The 21,101-nt window shown below is 42.4% G+C and carries 16 protein-coding genes; 9 read left to right on the top strand and 7 right to left on the bottom strand.

Going from position 1 to position 21,101, the window contains the following annotated elements; translation table 11 throughout:
- Positions 1–120: 120 nt before the first annotated feature.
- From BLS28_RS09445 to BLS28_RS09470, 6 genes are all read right to left on the bottom strand, one after another.
- Positions 121–1,128: a hypothetical protein gene (locus tag BLS28_RS09445; protein ID WP_143020723.1), complete on the bottom strand. Its 1,008-nt coding sequence runs from the start codon at positions 1,126–1,128 to the stop codon at positions 121–123.
- A gap of 180 nt (positions 1,129–1,308) precedes the next feature.
- Positions 1,309–2,259, bottom strand: coding sequence for a bifunctional helix-turn-helix transcriptional regulator/GNAT family N-acetyltransferase (locus tag BLS28_RS09450; protein WP_091165281.1), 951 nt, complete (start codon positions 2,257–2,259; stop codon positions 1,309–1,311).
- Positions 2,260–2,561: 302 nt separating this feature from the next.
- The gene (locus tag BLS28_RS09455) at positions 2,562–5,117 is read right to left on the bottom strand and encodes a phosphocholine-specific phospholipase C (RefSeq protein ID WP_091165284.1); all 2,556 of its coding nucleotides are present in this window, start codon (positions 5,115–5,117) and stop codon (positions 2,562–2,564) included.
- 197 nt (positions 5,118–5,314) lie between these two features.
- Positions 5,315–6,451: a TIGR03364 family FAD-dependent oxidoreductase gene (locus tag BLS28_RS09460; protein WP_091165287.1), complete on the bottom strand. Its 1,137-nt coding sequence runs from the start codon at positions 6,449–6,451 to the stop codon at positions 5,315–5,317.
- 44 nt (positions 6,452–6,495) lie between these two features.
- On the bottom strand, positions 6,496–7,842 hold the full coding sequence (locus BLS28_RS09465) for a DUF5690 family protein (protein ID WP_176844422.1): 1,347 nt from the start codon (positions 7,840–7,842) through the stop codon (positions 6,496–6,498).
- A gap of 3 nt (positions 7,843–7,845) precedes the next feature.
- Positions 7,846–8,532: an HAD hydrolase-like protein gene (locus BLS28_RS09470; protein ID WP_091165290.1), complete on the bottom strand. Its 687-nt coding sequence runs from the start codon at positions 8,530–8,532 to the stop codon at positions 7,846–7,848.
- 254 nt (positions 8,533–8,786) lie between these two features.
- On the opposite strand from BLS28_RS09470, the gene BLS28_RS09475 reads away from it, so the two are divergent.
- Positions 8,787–9,758, top strand: coding sequence for an aldo/keto reductase (locus BLS28_RS09475; RefSeq protein ID WP_091165294.1), 972 nt, complete (start codon positions 8,787–8,789; stop codon positions 9,756–9,758).
- Positions 9,759–9,860: 102 nt separating this feature from the next.
- A complete protein-coding gene (locus BLS28_RS09480; RefSeq protein WP_256337384.1) occupies positions 9,861–10,616 on the top strand; it encodes a helix-turn-helix domain-containing protein in 756 nt (251 codons plus the stop codon).
- Positions 10,617–10,718: 102 nt separating this feature from the next.
- Here BLS28_RS09480 and BLS28_RS09485 read toward each other — a convergent pair whose 3' ends face one another.
- Positions 10,719–11,297 carry a helix-turn-helix domain-containing protein gene (locus BLS28_RS09485; protein ID WP_091165300.1) on the bottom strand — a complete coding sequence of 193 codons (579 nt, stop codon included), beginning with the start codon at positions 11,295–11,297 and terminating at the stop codon, positions 10,719–10,721.
- Between the two features lie 282 nt (positions 11,298–11,579).
- Between BLS28_RS09485 and BLS28_RS09490 the strand changes: the two genes are divergently transcribed.
- The 7 genes from BLS28_RS09490 to BLS28_RS09520 all read left to right on the top strand — a co-directional run bounded on the left by BLS28_RS09490 (position 11,580) and on the right by BLS28_RS09520 (position 21,072).
- A complete protein-coding gene (locus BLS28_RS09490) occupies positions 11,580–12,164 on the top strand; it encodes a phosphonate degradation HD-domain oxygenase (RefSeq protein ID WP_091165304.1) in 585 nt (194 codons plus the stop codon).
- 177 nt (positions 12,165–12,341) lie between these two features.
- The gene (locus BLS28_RS09495) at positions 12,342–15,620 is read left to right on the top strand and encodes a SusC/RagA family TonB-linked outer membrane protein (RefSeq protein WP_091165308.1); all 3,279 of its coding nucleotides are present in this window, start codon (positions 12,342–12,344) and stop codon (positions 15,618–15,620) included.
- A gap of 13 nt (positions 15,621–15,633) precedes the next feature.
- Positions 15,634–17,208, top strand: coding sequence for a SusD/RagB family nutrient-binding outer membrane lipoprotein (locus tag BLS28_RS09500; RefSeq protein WP_091166924.1), 1,575 nt, complete (start codon positions 15,634–15,636; stop codon positions 17,206–17,208).
- Positions 17,209–17,284: 76 nt separating this feature from the next.
- Positions 17,285–18,373 (top strand): alkaline phosphatase family protein, encoded by a 1,089-nt coding sequence (locus tag BLS28_RS09505; RefSeq protein ID WP_176844423.1) that lies wholly within the window; start codon positions 17,285–17,287, stop codon positions 18,371–18,373.
- Between the two features lie 6 nt (positions 18,374–18,379).
- The gene (locus BLS28_RS09510; RefSeq protein WP_091165313.1) at positions 18,380–19,201 is read left to right on the top strand and encodes a glycerophosphodiester phosphodiesterase family protein; all 822 of its coding nucleotides are present in this window, start codon (positions 18,380–18,382) and stop codon (positions 19,199–19,201) included.
- 363 nt (positions 19,202–19,564) lie between these two features.
- Positions 19,565–20,131 carry a cupin domain-containing protein gene (locus tag BLS28_RS09515; RefSeq protein WP_091165316.1) on the top strand — a complete coding sequence of 189 codons (567 nt, stop codon included), beginning with the start codon at positions 19,565–19,567 and terminating at the stop codon, positions 20,129–20,131.
- 95 nt (positions 20,132–20,226) lie between these two features.
- A complete protein-coding gene (locus BLS28_RS09520) occupies positions 20,227–21,072 on the top strand; it encodes a metallophosphoesterase family protein (protein ID WP_091165319.1) in 846 nt (281 codons plus the stop codon).
- Positions 21,073–21,101: the final 29 nt, after the last annotated feature.

Here is a 21,101-nt window from a genome sequence, read left to right on the forward strand (position 1 = left end):
TAACCATCAGGGAAGTCTTTTCATCCGCCGGTTGTTTAAGAATAAAGCATTGGTCATCAGCAAAAAAAAAGGCGAAAAGTAACAAAACCTTTCGCCTTTTCCCTTTAACCTTTCCCCTATCTATTGATTACAGATCGTTTTTAATTTTTGATTATAATCAGGATTTAGCGGTTCATTGGTTTGAGCCAGGCGCTGCGAACCTACATTGGCCGGACAGGCAATGCCATTAGGCCCGTCGTAAACCAAACCGGGTTTTGTGCTGAGGAGTTCTTTCGGCACGTAGATCTGTACAGTGGTTTTTGAATAGCTATGCGGATAAAACCGGATGTAATATCCATCAGGGTGTAATGACCATATGCCTGATGGTACCGCCGGATCAGGCGCCGGAGCCAAACCGGCTAACATGGCATACTTTTCCATCTCTTCGTAAGATGAATTACCAGAGGCAGCTAATCGGCGGATATTGTTTTCAGCCTCAAAAACACTTTGAACTGCAGGCGGCAATTGGCTTTTAGCTTTATCCATTACACTGGCGGGCAATACACCCAACGCACCGCCTTCCAGCATTAACAGTTCATTAGCTGATAGCAGCCTGGTCGCAGTAAGCTTAATATCGGACCCCATATCAACAAACCTGGTGCGTGCAATAATCGACCATAATAATATCTGGATGCTATGCTGGTCAACCTCGGGATGAGTTTCAGCATGTTTTAATATCAGTATCACCACATCGCGCTTTGGCCCAAGCACCGGGGCAAGCATATACCCATCGCCTGTACTGGGGCCACGAGTACCAGCATGCAGACAATAGCTTTTGCTGGTCATTTCATAAAAACCGGCGCAAAGCTTAAAACCGCCCCCGGGTGCTTTTGGCAAAAGGTATAAAGGCTCGGCTACCTGCCCTTCCATAAACGATGGTGGCTTGGAGCCTGCCTTGTTAACGTCATTAAAACTGGTGGTAATGGCCTGCGGTTGTTTCAGCAATTTATTAAGGCTGCCGCCCGATACCATATCGGCTCCTTTATCCAATATGGCTTTCCCAAAACCGCCAAACTGGGCTTGTACAGCAGTGCTGCAAAATAGGCAGATACCCAGGCAAATGATAAGATGTTTTTTGAAGTTTTTCAAAGACAATAGGTATATTAGTGTAGGGAGCAGGAGTTTTTTATGTTTCATATAGATATAGTGTTTAAGTTTCAATTGCAAGAAACAAAAAATACTATAAACTGTTTGTTGAATTTATTCACAATTGTTATGCAATAGTTAATAGATCTATTGATGGAAGCAATAAACCCGTTAACTGGCTATTTATTTCAACTCAAGCTCCATTTGGATATTAGCACGTTCGTATGGTGAAGGCCTGCCTGCTACCTTAACAAAGCCCAATTTATGATACAGGCTGATGGCCGGTTTTAAAATGGTGTTACTCTCCAGGTAAAGTTTATGGCTGCCAAGGGCTTTGGCCTTTTCGATAATAGCCTGTCCGAGCAAAAAGCCTATATTTTTTCCCTGCGCCTTTGGCGAAACGGCCATTTTAGCAAGCTCATAGTCATAATCAGGATCGTCCATTTTCAGTAGGGCACATACACCAACGGGTTCGTTATTATAAAGCGCGACCAGGATATGGCCGTTGTTGATAATGTAACTGTCGGCGTTATCAAGGGCCTTATAATCGGCATCTTCCATTACGAAGTATTTGGAGATCCATTCTTCATTCAATGCTTTAAAAGCCCGGGCATATTTAGGTTCATAAGGCACGATGTGTACTTTATTGCTCTCCCTTATTTTTTGATGTGCCTGTACCCGGCGCAACAATGATTTTTGTTCCAGCAGGTATTCCCATTCTTCAATAGCCTTCCATAGGTCATGATTCGCCTGGGCTAAAAGTTCTTCAACGGCGTTAGTCACATCTGCATACTGGTCTTGGATTTTTTTTCCAACCTCAATCCCTTTAGCCGACAGGCTTACCATATTGCGCCTGCCATCAGCCTTATCCTTTTTCTCAATAACAAAACCGTTCTTCACCATTTCGGCAATAATCTTACTTACAGAAGGGTGGGAGTGACCAATCTCCCTGGCTATTGAGGTAATTGTAAATTCGCCGCCATCCTGCAATACATAAAAAACCGGGAACCATTTAGGCTGAAAATCGATATCATATAATTTGTAGATCCGCACAGCATCTTCCACCATGGTTTCGGTAAGCATCCTTAACCTGCTGCCTATAGCCATTTTTCCCACTTTATTAAAAAACTCCATATTGATAAGTAACTAATTATGTAACTGATTACACAAATGTATAATGTTGTTTTAAAAAGTGCAATAGTGGGTTACAAAATCAATGTCATCGGCAATTCATAAAACCGGAGCTACTGGCGATTAAAAGAAGTTTTATCTGAACCGTTTCTGAAAGATTGTTTAAATTTTTTTCGAATGTAGAGGCGCATAATTGCGTCTCCCGCTTGCAATTTACGGCGATTGGAGCACTTTTAAATCGACTTGTCCTCCGGGAGACGCAATTATGCGCCTCTACATTTTTTGCATTTTAGTAAGTTTAAATATTATGCTAATGCTTTACCCATTAATGGATCGCTGAAGCCCGGTTTTCCTGTTTCCACACGGCCTGCAAAGCGTTTTGTAAAGCTGCCAAACCCGTCAACCTTTGTGCTGAAATCATACCAGCTATGGGTTTTACTTAAATTTAAAGCGATTGTTGTGCTGGCACCTGCTTTTACAGCAACTTTGTGATCGCCGGTTTTATATCCATGATCTGTTACCGTAATAGTTTGGGCCTTACTTGTATGATTTGTTATTTTCAGGGCGATGTTACCTGTTAATTTCCCTGCAAGCTGTTCATATTCACAAATAACGTCAATTAACGGATCGGCGGCGTTACCCAGGTACTCGCGGAAGAAGCCGTTAGGGCCATAGGTGCGCAAATGGTATTCGCTGTTTTCAAACTCATGTAAAGGCCAAACATCCGAGAGGGTATCACCGGCTTTAACGGTATAGGCCCAGGCACGCAGGTCTTCCATTTTCTGCGGATCATTCATCGTAGCATATTTGCCGGGAGCATATACGTTAAATGGCGAGCCCAACGCTTTTGCACCAAAGACTTTGTTACTCGCAGTAAATTTAATTTCGAATGATTTTTTATCTGCACTCAGTTTGCCATCTGCATAAAGCTGGTAAGGCAATGCGGATGATGGTTTGATCCCTTTTTCCTGTTGCGGCATGTACGGTGATAAGTGCGGATCTTTATTGATCTGCGCAATTTCATCGGCAGTCAGCAGCTTATAGTCCGAAGGGAGTTTTTTGAATTGAGCTTTATGAATACTCTCCAAAAATGCTTCCCTTGCAACAAATTCCGGATTCTCGATCTTCTCGCCATTATATGGACGGAAAACGCTTGAAAGATCACCGCAAACTGTACGGCGCCATTGGCTGATATTAGGTTCGGTTACTTTTTTGCCGGTTTTGTGGCTTAAAAAGTTCTCTAAAAATTGCAGGGTTGAAGTATGGTCAAACACTTCTGAATTTACCCAGCCGCCGCGGCTCCATGGTGAAGCAATTACCAACGGCACACGGAAGCCTAAACCGATCGGGCTTTCACGATCAAATACTTCCGGGAAGTTATTGCGCGCTTTTTCCTGTTCTAAAGTAACGAATTCAACGCTTGGGTCGATACCTGCTGATACCTTGCCGGTGCCCGGTTTATGCGGATTAGGCGCGGTGAAAGGAGGGACGTGGTCAAAGTAGCCATCATTTTCATCATAAGCTAAAATGAAAACAGTCTTTTTCCAAACTTCGGGATTCTGGGTAAGGATGTCCAGCACTTCAGATACGTACCATGCACCGTACCAGGCCGAGCTTGGATGGTCAGAAAAATGCTCGGGCGCCGATAGCCAGCTTACGGTAGGTAATTGACCTCCTTTTACATCGGCACGGAACTGGTGTAATACATCTCCTTTAGGTACTAAAACTTCGCGTTCGGTGCCATCATCATTATATTTCAGCGGACTTAGAGTACGATAGTGCGGATCATTGGTATTGGTTACAAAACCTTTCTGGTGAAGGTTTTTTTCGCGCTGCGGCAGGCTTGCAAACTTGTTAGGATCGAGGCTTGCCATGTCCTTTTTCGTATTCTCCAGGTCGCGCTGTTTTTGTTTAAGCTGTTTTTGCAGGTGATCAATGTGGGCATCGCCTGCAGGCGATGCAGCAATCTGTTTTTCAACGGCTGCTATTTCATCAGGTAAAACAGTTGATTTTTTTTGCAGATGGGCTATGTGTTTATCGTAAAGTTTGATGTTGTACTGGCCAAAAAACTCAAGTGGATTATCCTGGAAATTTGATAACCATGGATCTTCTTCGCCCTCTAAACCAGTATCAATAGCAATTTCGTTTTGGTAATGTTTCCATGATATAATATGATCCTCCAAACGCTCAGGGAAGGTAGCCCAGTTGAGGGTGCCATAATCCATATCGTCATTCCAAACGTGTGCAAGTGAATTTTCATGCTGCTCGGCACGGATAGTACCGCTCCAGAAATACAGCCTGTTTGGATTTGTACCTGTCAGGGATGAGCAAAAGTTCTGATCGCAAACGGTAAAGGCATCGGCCAGGGCATAGTAAAATGGGATATCCTCGCGATTGTGGAAACCCATAGTTAATGGCATGTTGGAATATTCCTTAATACCATTACGTTTAACGTTAAGCCATTGGTCAAACTTGCCATCGTTACGGGCATTAACCTGGTTGCTCCAGGAATGCGGCAGCGAGCTCATCCAGGTTGCTTTGGTATTCTTGATATCAAGGTGGAAAGGGGCATAAGTTTCGCCTTTTTTGTTCGATTGCAGCCAAACCTTGTTTTTATTCGGCAAATCAATAGCCCGTGGGTCATTATAACCACGTACCCCTTTCAGCATTCCGTAGGTATGATCAAACGAGCGGTTTTCCTGCATCAGGATCACAATGTGCTCAGCATCCAGGTAAGTACTGCCCGGTGCGGGGTTAATGGCCATTGCTTTTTGAATAGATTGGGGTAAAACGCTTGCGAGGCCGGCCGCCCCGGTTAGCAGGGCTGCTTTTTTAAGAAAATCTCTCCTTGAATCAGACATAGTTTTATTTTTAGTCCATGGTCGATAGTCCATAGACCATGGTTTTTTGTTTTTAGTCTATGGTCGAAAGTTCATAGACCTGGTTATTGTTTTTGTCAATAGTTATAGCCAATAAGCTATGGTTGGCTTATTGAAAAACCAAGATATGCAGTTTTTTCAATCCATGGACTATCGACCATGGACTATGGTCTAAAAAACTAACCGTCCTTCCGCCGGGCAATCTCCTGCTCGCATAGGCCAAATGACAGGGTCATGCCGTTACCGCCGAGGCCATTGATAAGGGTTACCCCAGGCTCAATGTCGATGATAAGTTCGTACGCGCCGTTGGTCATTTTAGGGTAGATGCCGTGCCATGACTGCAGCATTTTCCAGTCTTTAAAATTGGCGAATGTATGTAAGTATTCAATTATCAAATTATTAATAAATTCTTTATCGAAGGGATCATGAACCAAACCATATTCGTGCGAATCGCCGATGGTAAGCTCGCCGCTGCCATTTTGGGATACCATTACGTGGATGCCCCATTTAAGGTGTGTGGCATATTGTTCTTCATAGCGTTTGCGCAAGGCTGGCAATGAAGCTGCGGCCTGGAACCCCGGGTAATGAATCATAGACAAGCCACCACATAACGACGGACCTATGCGCCATTCATCGGGCTGGGTAACTAAACGCATCATTTGCAGTTTGCATTTGGTGATCTGTGTTTGTGCGAATAGTTCCGGATATAAAGTTTCAAAATCGGCGCCGCTGCATACATAGATCTCGTCGGCTTCCCAGCTTTGGTTGCCCGAACTAACTTTGGGATGTTGGATACGGCTGATAGCAGTGTTCCAGTGAAATTCGACACCAAATTTTTCGGCAAGATAAGCTGCCACCTGCCCGATGGCTACCCGCGATTCAACAATCATTTCCTCGCCGCTCCACAGGGCGCCTTTCAAGCCATCGGTATTAATTGCCGGCGATTTTGAAACAGCTTCGCCCGGAGTTAGCACAGCGCAATCACGGTATTGCTTGTTTACATCTACATACTCTTCAATTACCTGCAGTTCATCATCATGATAAGCAAGGTGTAGCGAGCCAACCTCATTATGCCAGATCTTAGCCTCGGTACAAACTGTTTTCCAAATGCTTTTTGATAGCATGGCGCGCTCAAACATTGGTCCGGTAGCCTGTCCTATAGGCCATACCATACCAAAGTTCCGGATGGAAGCACCCACCGCGCGTTCGTTACGTTCAAATACGGTTACCTGATAGCCGCGAACGGCCAAAGCGCGGGCTGTAGCCAAACCTGCAATGCCTGCGCCTATGATTATTGCACTTTTGTTATTGTTCATTGGTTCAATAGTTCATTGGTTCATCGGTTTGAATTGTTCAAACCTCAATTGATTTGATTGGCTGGATTGAAAGTTAGAGTTTGTTGCTCATCAGTTTCATCTGCAATTATCTTTTTTTTATCACGGGCAGCGCTTTGCAAAAAGTAAATGAGCGATAAAATACCGCAAATTCCGCCAACAATGGCTACCGTCATTGCGCCTTCCCGAAAAAAGGCACCCCAGCTTATTGAGGGGCGACCAAGTTCTTTTACCAGCAAAACACTAACACTGCCAAGGTAGCCCATCGAATCGGCAATGTACATGATAAAGCCCACATTGCTTTTATAGTGGAACGATGCTATCATCCGTTCAAAAAATATAGCATTGTAAGGAACGTAGCCCATGTATAAGCCAAGGCCTACCAGGGTCATCCATAAGGTTGGGCTTATCATTTTAAAGGTAAACATGATGGTTGATATACCCACCAGTACACAACCGGCAATGATCATTAAATGAATAATACTAAAGGCACGGATATTTTTCCTGACAAGGATAAGCAAGCTCATGGCTACTAATACCACCAGCGAAATTTTTATATCCGTAGTGGTAAAAATGCTGTTATCCTTAATGCCCAGGCTTGCCCAAATCTCTACCTCGAAATTATCGCGTACGTCGCGCATAATAGTAAGTAGCACATAAACAATCAGGGTGAGGATAATACCCGGTAAAAAACGGATAACGAATTGTTTGCGCTCTGTGGCGTTCATGGGGGTACGTTCGGAGCGTAAACTTATGTCTTCGGCGGTAGGTGCTGGGATAAGCTCCATACAACCTACAAAAAATAACAGCGGCAATGCGAATACAGCACCTGTTAAAAAAGGCATGTAATATTCATTTACATGAAGACTGCTTATAAGTGTACGCCCTATTGTTTTTACAAAGCCCGATGCAAAGATGAGACTGATGGATAATACCGAAGCCATGAACTCAGTTGAGCGGCGGCCTTCCAGGTAACCAAAAACCAGGCCCCAGATAAGGCCCAGCGGGAGACCGTTGATGAAAAGGAACGCAATATTCCACGGGGCCGGTACAAAAGCAAAGGCCAGCAGCGCCGCCCAGGCAATGCCGATAAGGGTTAAAATATATCGTGCACGGGTTTTGCCGTTTACTTCGGCTATAAATTTTATGCCGTAAAACTTGCTGCTCATATAGCCGATAACCTGCGCTATAACCAGCCAAACCTTATAATCAACATGAAAGTACTCGTGACCAGTGAAAGTTGCCGCTGCAAATGCCTTACGGAAAGCATACATGGATGTATACGTTCCAAAAGCCGAAACCGCTGCCAAAACTGAAATCAGTGCATAAGGCCATTGGGCTACTTTTGCACGTAAACTTTCAATCAGCCTCATGTTTTATTGATTTATGATGTCAACTACTTGTGCAATATCGTCAATAATATGGGTAGGATTATAGGTTTCCAGCTCGGCCCGGGTAAAAATGCCGGTGGTTACGCCTATTGAATATTTGCAGCCGGTGTTTTGGCCCTCGCGTACATCAACCTCAGTATCGCCTACTTTAGCAACTTCCAAAGCATCTGTTATGCCGGCCTCAAGCATCATTTTTTGGATCATGAAAGGATGCGGGCGACCAAGTTCAACTTCGTCCGATCCAACAACGTAATCGATCAGCCCCTTCTCGTGCCATTGCAGGCGGTTTACAATAGTATCGGCAATATCGCGCGAGAAACCGGTATTGATACCAACTTTAACGCCTTGCTCATGCAGTTTAGCAAATGTTTCCTCTACGTTTGGCAGGGGGTCAATGCCAGGCTCAAACTGGTAAAAATTAATCATTTGCTGTACAAACTCTTTATGTATGGTTGTTACCAGTTCGTCGGTAATCAATGATTGATCGGCTTCATGTTCAACAAGCATTTTACGAATGGCCAGGGTTTTTTCATAGCCCATCAAAGGGTCTATTTTCTCCAGTTCAACCTCGTAACCAGACTTTTGCATGGCAGCCCTGAAAGCCTTGCTAACTTCATGATCATCTTTAACCGTAGTGCCGGCTATATCAAATACCACTAATTTTATGCTCATAATAACAAATATAATTGTTTAGCAATACTAAACTTTTTTTATTAAAATTAAACTAAATTAGTGTTAAAGTTTGGTTAAGGGGAGGTTTGTGGTTGGTTTTGTTCCCTTAATTTTCAAACGGGAAACGTATGTACGGGGTTTCTAAAAAAAAATTATCGTAAAAACTTGAGCCATACAGACAAGTAAATTGAGCCATGCAAGAAATTCCGTCATGAACAAGATATCTGATATTTGTTTTAAATTAAATATCAACTATGGAGAACATAACGAAAATAAATTTGGGCAAAAACGGTCCGCTGGTTTCAAAACTGGGCCTGGGCTGTATGCGCATGTCATCAGTTTGGGGCAGCAAAGCCAATGATGAAAACGAAAGTATCGCTACCATACAAGCAGCTTTAGATAGTGGCATCAATTTTTTAAACACCGGCGATTTTTATGGTGCCGGTCATAATGAGTTATTGGTAGGCAAGGCCATTAAAGGCCGTCGGGACGACGCGTTTATCAGCGTTAAATTTGGCGCTATTTTTTATAATGGTCAATGGCTTGGCTTAGACCTTCGCCCTATTGCCATTAAAAACTTCATCAATTATTCGTTAGTGCGATTAGGTATCGACACTATCGACCTGTATCAGCCTTGCCGCCTGGATAATAGCGTACCTGTAGAAGATGTAATAGGTACCGTTGCCGACCTGATTAAGGAAGGAAAAGTACGCCACCTTGGTGTTTCTGAAATTACTGCGGAGCAATTGCGTAAAGCCAACAGCATACACCCGGTAACCGCGTTGGAAATTGGCTACTCATTAGCCGACAGGCAAATTGAAAACGATCTGCTGCCTACTGCTAAAGAACTGGGCATTGGCGTAGTCGCATTTGCCAATACCGCCGAAGGTTTACTTACGGGCGATATGAAAGCGCCGCTTCCGGCGGATAGTTATCATAATCACTTTTCACGTTTTCAGGGAGACAACCTGGTAAAGAACCTTGAAAAAGTTGAAGTGTTAAAGCAAATGGCCAGCGACAAAGGCTATACGCCTACCCAACTTGCTATTGCATGGGTAAACGCCCAGGGCGATAACATTATGCCACTGGTGAGCATGAGCCGCAGATCGCGCCTGCCTGAAAATATACAGGCGATGCAAATTGAATTTAGTGCCGATGAAATGAATACACTTAAAACTGCTTTTACCCAGGGGGCAATATTAGGTGGTACATACCTGCAACGATAAATGGACGGGGCTGCATAAGCCCCTCTTATTTTATATATTTACATAGTGACCAATCCAACCGAAATAATTCCAGGCGTAATCTTTTATTCTTTTTTCTCGAGGATGAGAAAGGAAAAGGTAGGTTTTTTTGAGCATAGCACCCTGGTATTACAGGTTTCAGGACAATTCAGCATCGAAACCGCTAATCAAAAAATTTCGATGAAAGGCGGCGAAATGATGTTGATCCGCAAAAATCAATTGGGCGAACTCGTCAAAATGCCCGTTGATGGCGGTGACTATCAAACCATCATCATTTGCCTGAAAGAAGATATGCTGCGGCAGCTTGCCCTGGAAGAACAGATAGAACCGGGACGGAAATACATTGGTCAACCCAATATCAGGATCCCCGAAAATGAATTTCTTCGGGGCTTTTTTCAATCGGTGATTCCTTATGTGCACCATCCCAACGAAAAAATAACCAAACAACTGGGCATGTTGAAAGTAAGGGAAGCCGTACACTTGCTGCTGCATACTATGCCCGAGCTTAAAGATTTCCTGTTCGATTTTTCTGAGCCGCATAAAATCGACCTGGAAAAATTTATGCTGAGCAATTTTCATTTCAACGTATCTGTCGAGAAATTCGCGCAACTTACCGGCCGAAGCCTTGCGGGGTTTAAACGCGATTTTCAAAAAACTTTTGATACTTCGCCCCGGCATTGGCTGCAAACCAGGCGGCTTGCAGAGGCGCGCCATCTCATCGAAAACAAAAACCGTAAACCATCTGAAATTTACCTCGATTTAGGGTTTGAAAGCCTGGCTCATTTTTCCCATTCGTTTAAAAAAGAATTTGGCAAAGCACCTACAGAGTGGGCGCACTAACCGGAGTTTTTTTGTTGATAAGGGTTGGATTTTGTTATAGCCTCTGAAACAAAAGTGGCACCCTCCACTCAATTAACCATTCATTTAATCAACCCAATCAACCTACTTCTTCTCTTCAAAAAAGTATACCACCAGCATACTGGCCGTGGTATCGCCCATGTTTTTTGGGGTATGGGGGATGCGCCCGTCAAAGAGCATGCTATCGCCCTGGTTAAGAATTACGGTATCGTCATTAAACTGGTAAGCAACCTGCCCGGAGAGGATATACTTATATTCAAACGCTTCGGTTTCAACAAGCGGACGGGAGGCATCGGGCTCAAGCTCCAATATTACAATATCAACAGTACTTTGACTTATCGATTGCGTAAAGATGCGCTGGTAATGAAAACCATCGGCATATTCTTTTTCAAAATGATCGTATTCGTGTTTGCGCTTTACTAAAACTGGGAGATGATCGCTTTTTGAACGCATATCTTTAAAAAACTCGTTCAGGTCTATCTCCAGTGCTTTAATAATATCTATCAGTACGATAAGCGATGGGATAGTGCGGCTATTTTCAATTTGAGATATCAGGCCTTTGCTTACGTTAGCCCTCATGGCAAGCTCCTGTACGGTTATATTTTTTTCCCGGCGGCGTTCTTTTATGCGGTTACTGATCTGTATCAGTATGTCTTCTTCCATTTAAAGCTGGTTATTTGGTGCGCAAAGTAATTAATCAGGCTATTTATCCAAAATGATTTTTTTGTTACGCTTTGAACAGCATAGTGTAAATGTTAACGGATATCTATGTAATATTGTTGTATTAGTTAAGTTTCAATAAACAGTAAGTGAGCTTTGAAATTGTCTGTCTAAGCGTTCTGTAAGAAATTAATGTTAAATATGGGTTCCGATAATATATTTCATGAATATTTAATAATTACCTAACCTGTATGCTGTTTATTTGTAACTAAAAATTTTAATAACATGGTACCATCTCATTATAATCCGAAAGCTGTAGTTGCTGAAGTGTTTTCTTTATACGAAAAATTTGGCGATGCCGATTATATAGGGGAGCCTGTTTCTCAACTGGAGCATATGTCGCAGGCAGCTTCGCTTGCTGAGGCTGAGGGCTATGACGATGAGGTTGTACTTGCTGCGTTTTTTCATGATATAGGGCATCTTTGTGCTGATGCTGAAGAAGCAGGAAGTATGGATGGCATGGGCAATGTTGACCATGAGCGCCTGGGTGCCGATTACCTGTTGGAGCGTGGGTTTTCTGAAAGGGTTGCCAATCTGGTGCAGGGCCATGTAATTGCCAAAAGATATCTTACCTATAAATACCCCGAATATTATAACCGTTTATCGGATGCCAGTAAAGCTACCCTCGAATTTCAGGGAGGCGTGATGACTGAGGCCGAGGCTGCAGAATTTGAATTAAACCAGGATGCTGAACTTATCATCAGACTGCGGTACTGGGATGACATGGCCAAGGAAATGCATGTACCCGTAAATAACCTTGATCATTTAAAAGCTATTGCCCTGGCGCATCTGCAAGTGGTAAATGAATAATATAATATTAAGTTTTTGTGATTAATATATAATCTGCCTGTTACAAAAATCACCTGCTTAACACAGGGTGAACATCAAGTTAAGTATAGCTTAATACTAAATTAGTTTACTAATAATAAACAAAGTTTAGTATTGCTGCATGAAAAATTTGACTGTTTCACCCTTAAACTTTAGCAGATGAACAAGATTTACCAGAGATTAAAAACCGTAATAACGGTTTTGTTATTTTGCGTAGCTCCATCTATTTTATTCGGACAAACCAAAATAAGCGGTACTGTTACCGATGACAAGCACTTGCCCCTGCCGGGCGTAAGTGTAAGAATTAAAGAGCAAAATAAAGGCACTGTTACCGATATTGATGGCCGTTATATAATAAACGCCAGCGCAGGTCAAACCCTTGTTTTTTCTTTTATTGGTTATACCTCGCAATCCGTTGTTGTAGGTGATAAACCAATTATAAACGTAAGCCTTACAGGCGATAATAAATCACTTAATGAAGTTGTTGTAACAGCTCTTGGTATCAAAAAAGAAACCAGGCGAGTTGGCTATGCAATTCAAACAGTGCAAGGCGACGCGTTGACCACTGCTCGCGATCCTAATCCTGTTACAGGTTTAATAGGTAAAGTTGCAGGTGTATCGGTAGGCCCATCAGCCGAATTATTGGGTAACCCTAACGTATTGATCAGGGGTAACCAGGTATCTTTATATGTTGTTGATGGTTTCCCTATTAATACAGATACTTATAACATCAGTCCTGATGATATTGAAACATATACAGTATTGAAAGGCCCGGCCGCCGCAGCCCTGTATGGCAGCCGCGCACAGTTTGGTGCTATATTGATCACCACCAAAAATGGTGCTAAAAACAAGAAAGGCTTAACCATTGATATAAACAGCAGCACGGTATTAAACACAGGTTTCCTTGCATTTCCTCGTATACAAAGTTCATTTGGTCCGGGCGAAAATACTTTTTACCAGTTTGTTGATGGTAAAGGCGGTGCACCTGGTGGTGTAGACGGTGACTACGACGTTTGGGGTCCTTACTTTAACGGACAGCTTATTCCCCAGTATGACAGCCCTGTTGTTAACGGCGTTCGCCAGGGAACACCGTGGGTTGCCCGAGGTAAAGACAACCTGAAGCGCTTTTTGCAAGTTGGTAGCCAAACAAATAATAACGTTTCTATTGGCGCGGTTGGCGATAATTATGTAACCCGTTTCTCGGTGTCGCAGCAACATCAAACAAGCTATATTCCTTCACAATATTTGAATATAGCTAACGCTAATCTTTACGCTTCGTTTACTCCAATTCCTAAATTAACTTTTGAAGGTAATATAGATTTCAACAGGCAGTCAACTGATAATTTCCCTGATGTTCAGTATGGCCCTAACAGTATCATCTATAATATTGCTGTTTGGACTGGGGCTGACTGGAATATCGAAGCGCCTGATATTAAAGCGATCTGGCAGCCAGGTAAAGTCGGAGTTCAATCGGTATTTGCCGAATATCAACGTTACCATAACCCATACCTGTTAACAAAGGAGTGGACCCGTGGTCATTACAAAAACGACGTTTATGGCTATTTAGGTGCTACTTATAAATTCAATGATAACTTGAATTTGAGGTTACGTTCACAAATTGATACCTATGATCTGTTACGTACAGAAAAACTTCCTTTTAGTGCCCACCCTTACGGACGTGAAGGTAACCAGGGCGACTACCGCGAAGACCGCAGGAACTTATTTGATAACAACACGGAGTTGATCTTGAACTATAACTACACCATCAAGAAATTCTTAAATCTGTCGGGTTTAGTTGGTTCTAACTTACGTGAGATGTCATATAACTCAAGCTGGACATCAACAGATTATTTGAACGTACCTGAGGTTTATGCGTTCAGCAACTCAAAAAACCCTATTCAGGCAACCAGCTTCAACGCATCAGAGAGAGTATTTAGTATTTATGCTTCATTGGATATGTCATTTGGTAAATATGCTACCTTATCTGGTACTTACCGTCGTGACAGGTCAAGCGCTTTCCAAAACGCTACAACTTACACTTACCCAAGTGCTTCTTTGGCTACAGTAATTTCTGATTATGTTAAAATGCCGGAGTTCATTTCATTTTTGAAAGCGCGTGGTTCATATGCTAACGTAAAAGCAGATGCTTCAAGCTCAACTATAGGCCCTGCTCCATTTAGCTCAATCACCGCGTTTGGTGGTAGCACAGGTGCTTCGTTATTTAACAATCCGCTGGGGTATGGTTCAACTTATACTTCGCCATATAACGGACCGGATTATTCTTTAAATACATCCTATTCAACCAGCAAACCATACAATAATACAACTGCTGGTTATGCAACCAATTACTTATACATTAATAATATCAAAACTTCAACCCGTGTTAACTATGAGGAAGGCTTTGACATTAAATTCCTGCAAAACCGTTTAGGTTTAAGCGCTACAGCTTTCCAATACATCGATGGTCCGCGAATTTTAGCTAACCCAATTTCTACCGCTTCAGGTTACAGTATCCTTTATCTAAACGCCCTAAAAACTAAAAGGTCAGGTTATGAAGGAACTATCGAGGGTACTCCTATCAAAAACCTGGGTGGGTTTACCTGGAACGTGTTAGTAAACGTAGCTACAAATAAGGAGATTTACAAAGAGTTGCCTGCTGGTCAGAATACTTACAATACCTTCTTTAAAGTTGGCGACCGTACAGATAAATTATACGGATCGGCATTTGTAAGGACTCCTGATGGCCAGGTCATCAACGATGCTGCCGGTAAGCCTTTAGTTAAACCGGTTGCTCAATACCTGGGTAACGAGAATGCTAAATACACCTGGGCTGTATCTAACAAATTACGGTACAAAAACTTTACCATGGGTTTCCAGTTTGATGGTTCGGTTGGCGGTGTAATTATTGATTACATGCACAACAAAACCATGCGTGGCGGTGCAAACATCGAAACAGCTACCGGCGCCCTTGGCGATGCACGTTACCAGGATTGGAAAAACTTTGGCGTAACTGGTTACAATGGTACTTACGTTGGCCAGGGTGTGGTAGTATCTAACGGTACCGCTATCAACTACGATTCAAAAACAGGTGCAGTGTTAAATTACAACGCTCTGCAATATGCTCCTAACAAGCAAACTGCCTTTGTACAGGATTATGTTAGTAAATATTACGGTGTTGACGAATCAAACCTGATGAGCAAAACCTTTAGCAAATTGCGTGAAGTTAGCTTTGGCTTTGATTTTCCTAAAGCCTGGTTGCAGAAAAGCTTTATACAGAAAATATCTGCATCACTTTATGGCCGTAACTTATTGTACTTCTACGGTGACAAACGCTTTAAAGACGTGGATCTTGACCAATACAACGGTGCCCAGGCGCAAACCGTATTGCAATCACCAACAATTCGTAGCTACGGATTTAACCTGAATTTATCATTCTAATTAACAGATGGATATGAAAAAGATATTTTTAATTTACTTATTGCCGGTATTTATGATACTAACGGTAACGGGTTGCAAAAAAAGCTTCCAGGAGTTAACCGTTAACCCTAACGTACCTAATGCTGTGCCAGCGTCGTTGCTTTTCAATGGCATTTTAAACAGCATGGTCGATATGCCTGATGGCTCCGACGAAACTTATTCGCAATACTATATCAATAATTACGATTACTACGGAAATAACCGTTATGATTTTGGCAGCGGCGACAATTATTACAACGCCTTGAAAAATGTTGCGGCTATGGAAAACCAGGCTGTTAAAGGCGGAGCCAAAGCAGTTAACCCATATAGCGCCTTAGGCAAATTTTTCAGAGCTTATTTTTTTAGCAAAATGAGTATGGAAGAAGGCGATATCCCAATGACACAAGCTTTACAGGGATTAACTAATCTAACTCCTACTTATGATACTCAAAAAACAGTAATGACCCAGTCATTAAGCTGGTTGGAGAGCGCCAATGCTGATCTTACCACATTAATTGCCGCAGGCGACAATACGCTTGCCGGTGATATCTACCTTAGCAATAGCTTAACTGCGTGGCAAAAAGTGGTAAACACATTCAGGATTAGGTTGCTTGTACAGTTAAGCAAAAAAACTGCTGATATTGATGTTGTAAATCAATTCGCTACGATTTTGGGTAATCCAACAAAATACCCTTTAATGACCAGCGCGACCGACAACCTGCAATACACCTTTGTTTCGCCAACTAACTATTATCCGCAAACACCTGATAACTTTGGTCAGAGTGGTTCACGTAAAAACACCTCGGCTACTTACATCGGTTTATTAACAAGCTTAAAAGATCCGCGCGTGTTTGTAACGGCTGAGCCTGCGCGGTACAATGTTGATAACCTGAAAGAAAGTCCCACTGCATTTTCATCATTTATTGGTGCAGATCCGGGCCTGGATTTAGGTGTAATGTATAACAATGCAGGCTTGCAGAAATATTCTTTCCTTAACAGGAAACGTTATTACTCAACTTATACCGGCGAGCCTTCTATACAAATAGGCTACCCCGAGCTGATGTTTAACATAGCCGAAGGTATTAACAGAGGTTGGGCTACAGGAAATGCGGAAGACTATTATATCAAAGGAATACAGGCTTCGTTTGCTTTCTACAGTATCCCAACTGGTACAGGTACTTTCACCGCTTATTTTTACCGCCCTGGTTCAACCAACGTAGCTGCTTTATCTAACTACGATACTTACACCATCAACGTTGATTGGGCTACCTACTATTCGCAAAGCAGTGTTAAATATACTACCGGTACAACTGGTTTAACTAAAATATTGCAGCAAAAATACCTGGCGTTATTCCGTCACTCGGGTTTGGAATCATATTTTACATACCGTCGTACCGGTATACCAACCTTTACAACAGGGCCAGGTACTGGTAACGGTGGTCGTATAGCAACCCGTTTCCAATATCCGCAATCAGAGCGTACTTCAAATGCCGATAATTATAACAAAGCGTTAGCCAGTCAGTATGGCGGTAACGATGATATTAACGGTGTTATGTATATACTTAAATAACCTCAGCTTATACGTTTTAATTAATCTGCATAAAGGCCCCGCTAATCAGGGGCCTTTATCATTAAATACAAAAGCCATGAAAAAAGTTATCTTATTTGCATTATTCACTTTGTCGTTTTCGGCCTTAAGCGCCCAGCATAAAACCCAAAACGTAGTTATCGTCACTATCGATGGTTTACGCTGGCAGGAAGTTTTCCGTGGTGCCGATTCGGCCATTATCAACTCAAATGATACGCATGATAAGAATGATGTGCGTAAAAAATTCTGGACGGAGGCCGCAGCCGATCGTCGAAAACTGCTGATGCCTTTCTTTTGGAGCACGGTAGTTGAAAAAGGACAACTGTATGGAAACCGTGATCTGGGCAGCAAGGATGAAGTAGCCAACCCGTATCATTTTTCATACCCGGGATACAATGAAATATTTACCGGTTTCCCCGATAAGCTGATGAACACCAACGATGGTATCTATAACCCAAACATGAATGTGCTTGAGTTTTTGAACAAACAAAAAGGTTTTGAAAACAAGGTGGCTGCATTTGCATCATGGGAGCGCTTTTCACAGATCCTGAGCCCTCAGCGTGCCGGTATTTTAGTTAACGCGGGTTTTATGCCTTTAGAAATTGCGGGGATGAATGACCGCCTGAAACACCTGAATGAACTGCAATTGGAAGCACCCCGTTATATCAGCGATTCAACGCGGATCGATTTCCTGACATTTGAGTTTGCCAAAAACTATATGATGCAATATAAGCCGCGTGCATTGTATGTTTCATTTGATGAACCGGATGATATGGCCCATGCAGGCAATTATAAGTTTTACCTTGACCGTATTAAACAGGAAGATGGCTTTATAAAACAACTTTGGGATTATATCCAGTCAGAGCCTGCTTATAAAAACAAAACTACCCTGATCATCACCTGCGACCATGGCAGGGGTGATGAGCCAATGAAAAAATGGCATGACCATGGGTCGGACGTGTTGCATTCAGAGCAAACCTGGTTTGCCGTTATTGGCCCGGATACCCCGGCATCAGGAGAAATGAAACAAGGTGAAACAACTTATCATAAGCAACTGGCTCAAACCATAGCCAATTTATTGGGCTTTGATTTTAAAGCCAGTCATGAAGTGGGGGAGGCGATAAATAGTGTTACAGGTAAAAAATAAAATACGATGCGTTTTCAACTATTAACAATTTTAGGGTTACTATGGCTGCTGCCCGGTGATGGGTGGCAGGCCAACCCGGCTCCCGTTTCAAGGCATAAGTTTATAGTCGCTGCCCACCGCGGCGATCACGTCATTTATCCTGAAAATACACTTGAAGGATATAGAGAGGCTATAAAAAATGAGGCCGATTATGTAGAGATAGATTTGCGTACCACCAAAGATGGTGAACTGGTAAGTATGCATGACGGCAGTATCAACCGCATGACTGATGGTAAAGGGCAACTGAAGGATTTTACTCTTGCCGAGTTGCTGCAGTTAAAGGTTAAAAGCAAAGATACAGCAAGTAAACAGGCATTCCGGATCCCAACCTTTAAGCAGATTCTGCAATTGTGTAAAAACCGGATAGGCATCTACCTTGATTTTAAGGCTGCAGACCCCGAACAGGCTTATCAGATGATCAAAGAGTATGGTATGGAAAAACAGGTATTGGTTTATATCAACAGCGCGGCTCAGTTTACAGGCTGGCGTAAATCTGCACCGAAAATGCCGCTGATGCTGAGCCTGCCCGATAGTGTTAAAAATACTGCCGGCATGAAAAGCTTCATTGATCAGTATCACCCCGATATTCTTGACGGATCTTATAACCAATACACTGCTGATATGGTAGCCTTGGCCGGAGAATATCACATCCCGGTTTGGCCTGATATCCAAAGTGCAGGTGAAGGCCCTGCGGATTGGAGCAAAGCTCTTGCAGTGGGCCTGAAAGGTTTGCAAACTGATCATCCTGCGGCACTGGTGAAGTTTTTAAAAGAAAAGGGGTTGAGGTAAATTGTCTGAATCAGAATTTTCAGAATGTCCGGAATGTGATATGTTTAATTCTGAAAATTCAAGCATTCTGAAATTCTGATTCAAATAGTTTCTTAACTTTTATTTAACATCACAAGACAACGTTTATAAATAAAGTAATATCCTATGACCTCGGCCCCCGAGCTTTTCGGTATATGCCCATCTAACCAGTGAATGTTTGCGGGCAATATTAAAGCCCTCAAGTATATATCAACTAAAACGGCACCCCAATTACGTAAGAATATTTAGGGATTAGCGTAACTGAATAATTATAACTACTTTTATATCAATAAGGTAAGATATTAACAAGTTTCTTTTTATAAACCGATATAAAAGCGCTTCGCCATGAAAAGAAATAATTTCATTACTGCCATGTTAGCTTTTGCTGCAATGCCTTTAACATCCTTTTCTACAGGTGTAAAGAGATTTATGCGGGTAAACAAAGGATTTAAAATAAGTGCGGGAGAAGGCCGTATACATGGGCATATTAAATTAAAAGGGGTCAATTCAAATATAATGGATGTGAAAGTATCTGGCAGTGATACCGACGGCGACTTGGCTATTTTTGAACAAACAAGTTTATCGCAAGGCCGGGGTACTCCATTGCATGTGCATCCCTTGCAAGACGAGATATTTTATGTTTTAGATGGCGCCTACTACTTCCAGGTTGGTGAAGATAAGTTCCATTTAAGTACAGGCGATAGTGTTTTTTTACCCCGAAATGTACCACATGCATGGACGCAAGTATCTGAAAAAGGAAAAATGACGGTTATATTTCAACCTGCTGGCAAGCTTGAAGATTTTTTTGTAACAATGCAAGCGTTAGATCATGAACCAACAAAACAGGAACTCGCCAAAATTTTTAACGACCATGATATGCAACTTGTAGGTCCGCCGTTAAAACTGGAATAAACTTCATACGGTCTATAACAGGGCACGTCAAATTAGGTGTTTTCTTAACTTTCATTTAACACCTCAAGCCTACCTTTGCCGTAAAATAATAGCCTATGACCTCGCGCCGCGAATTTTTTGGCACTGCCTTAACAGGTGTTGCCGCCTTAAGTCTTTTACCCACTGTTAACAGTTTTGCTGCCGAAAATGACCAGTATAATCGTAGTACCGGTGCTAACCTTAAATTGCGGTTTGCTTTGGCCTCTGATATCCACTACGGTCAACCGGATACCGATTTTCCTTTACATACCGGCAATATGATTAAATGGCTAAACGAGGATCATAGCAAAAATCACCTTGATTTTGTTATCGTGAACGGCGACCTGGTACACAATCGCCCGGACCTGCTCCCGGAGATCAAAACAAAATACCTTGATAAATTAAATGTCCCCTACCATACCATCCCCGGCAATCATGATTTTGCGGATGCCACAGTTTGGAAGAATGCTTTTGGTTATGAAGATAAATACACGGTAGAGTTTGGCGATATAGGCTTCGTACTGGCCCACACTGCCGATACCAAAGGTGTTTATACCTGCCCTAATAATGCTTTCCTCAAGGTGTCGTTAGATAAATTTGCCGACAAAAAAATTGTTTTTGTGATACTGCATATCCCACCTACCAAATGGGTTAAGAATGATGTATTTGTTGATTGTCCTGAAACTATTCAATTGCTGCATGCTTATCCTAACGTTAAAGCTGTTTTTCACGGGCATGATCATTTGTTAGATGGCGTACGCTACACCGATAAGCTCCCGCATTTTTTTGATTCGCATATAGGCGGCGACTGGGGTACTGAATACAAAGGCTACCGCATAGTTGAAGTTGATGAGCAAAATGCTATCTGCACCTACCAGGTAAACGCCAGTCAAAACCCCGTGCTTAATTCGGCTAAACTGTAATTAGCATACCGGATTTCGGAATTTTAATT

This window comes from Mucilaginibacter gossypii (genome assembly GCF_900100945.1).
GTDB classification, from domain to species: Bacteria; Bacteroidota; Bacteroidia; order Sphingobacteriales; family Sphingobacteriaceae; genus Mucilaginibacter; species Mucilaginibacter gossypii.

Excerpts from the sequence above, each read along its gene's own strand:
- BLS28_RS09455 (WP_091165284.1), bottom strand. The coding sequence starts at position 5,117 with ATGTCTGATTCAAGGAGAGATTTTCTTAAAAAAGCAGCCCTGCTAACC.
- BLS28_RS09470 (WP_091165290.1), bottom strand. The coding sequence starts at position 8,532 with ATGAGCATAAAATTAGTGGTATTTGATATAGCCGGCACTACGGTTAAA.
- BLS28_RS09485 (WP_091165300.1), bottom strand. The coding sequence starts at position 11,297 with ATGGAAGAAGACATACTGATACAGATCAGTAACCGCATAAAAGAACGC.
- BLS28_RS09475 (WP_091165294.1), top strand. The coding sequence starts at position 8,787 with ATGGAGAACATAACGAAAATAAATTTGGGCAAAAACGGTCCGCTGGTT.
- BLS28_RS09510 (WP_091165313.1), top strand. The coding sequence starts at position 18,380 with ATGCGTTTTCAACTATTAACAATTTTAGGGTTACTATGGCTGCTGCCC.
- BLS28_RS09460 (WP_091165287.1), bottom strand. The coding sequence starts at position 6,451 with ATGAACAATAACAAAAGTGCAATAATCATAGGCGCAGGCATTGCAGGT.
- BLS28_RS09480 (WP_256337384.1), top strand. The coding sequence starts at position 9,861 with ATGAGAAAGGAAAAGGTAGGTTTTTTTGAGCATAGCACCCTGGTATTA.
- BLS28_RS09515 (WP_091165316.1), top strand. The coding sequence starts at position 19,565 with ATGAAAAGAAATAATTTCATTACTGCCATGTTAGCTTTTGCTGCAATG.
- BLS28_RS09490 (WP_091165304.1), top strand. The coding sequence starts at position 11,580 with ATGGTACCATCTCATTATAATCCGAAAGCTGTAGTTGCTGAAGTGTTT.
- BLS28_RS09505 (WP_176844423.1), top strand. The coding sequence starts at position 17,285 with ATGAAAAAAGTTATCTTATTTGCATTATTCACTTTGTCGTTTTCGGCC.
- BLS28_RS09450 (WP_091165281.1), bottom strand. The coding sequence starts at position 2,259 with ATGGAGTTTTTTAATAAAGTGGGAAAAATGGCTATAGGCAGCAGGTTA.
- BLS28_RS09465 (WP_176844422.1), bottom strand. The coding sequence starts at position 7,842 with ATGAGGCTGATTGAAAGTTTACGTGCAAAAGTAGCCCAATGGCCTTAT.
- BLS28_RS09495 (WP_091165308.1), top strand. The coding sequence starts at position 12,342 with ATGAACAAGATTTACCAGAGATTAAAAACCGTAATAACGGTTTTGTTA.
- BLS28_RS09520 (WP_091165319.1), top strand. The coding sequence starts at position 20,227 with ATGACCTCGCGCCGCGAATTTTTTGGCACTGCCTTAACAGGTGTTGCC.
- BLS28_RS09500 (WP_091166924.1), top strand. The coding sequence starts at position 15,634 with ATGAAAAAGATATTTTTAATTTACTTATTGCCGGTATTTATGATACTA.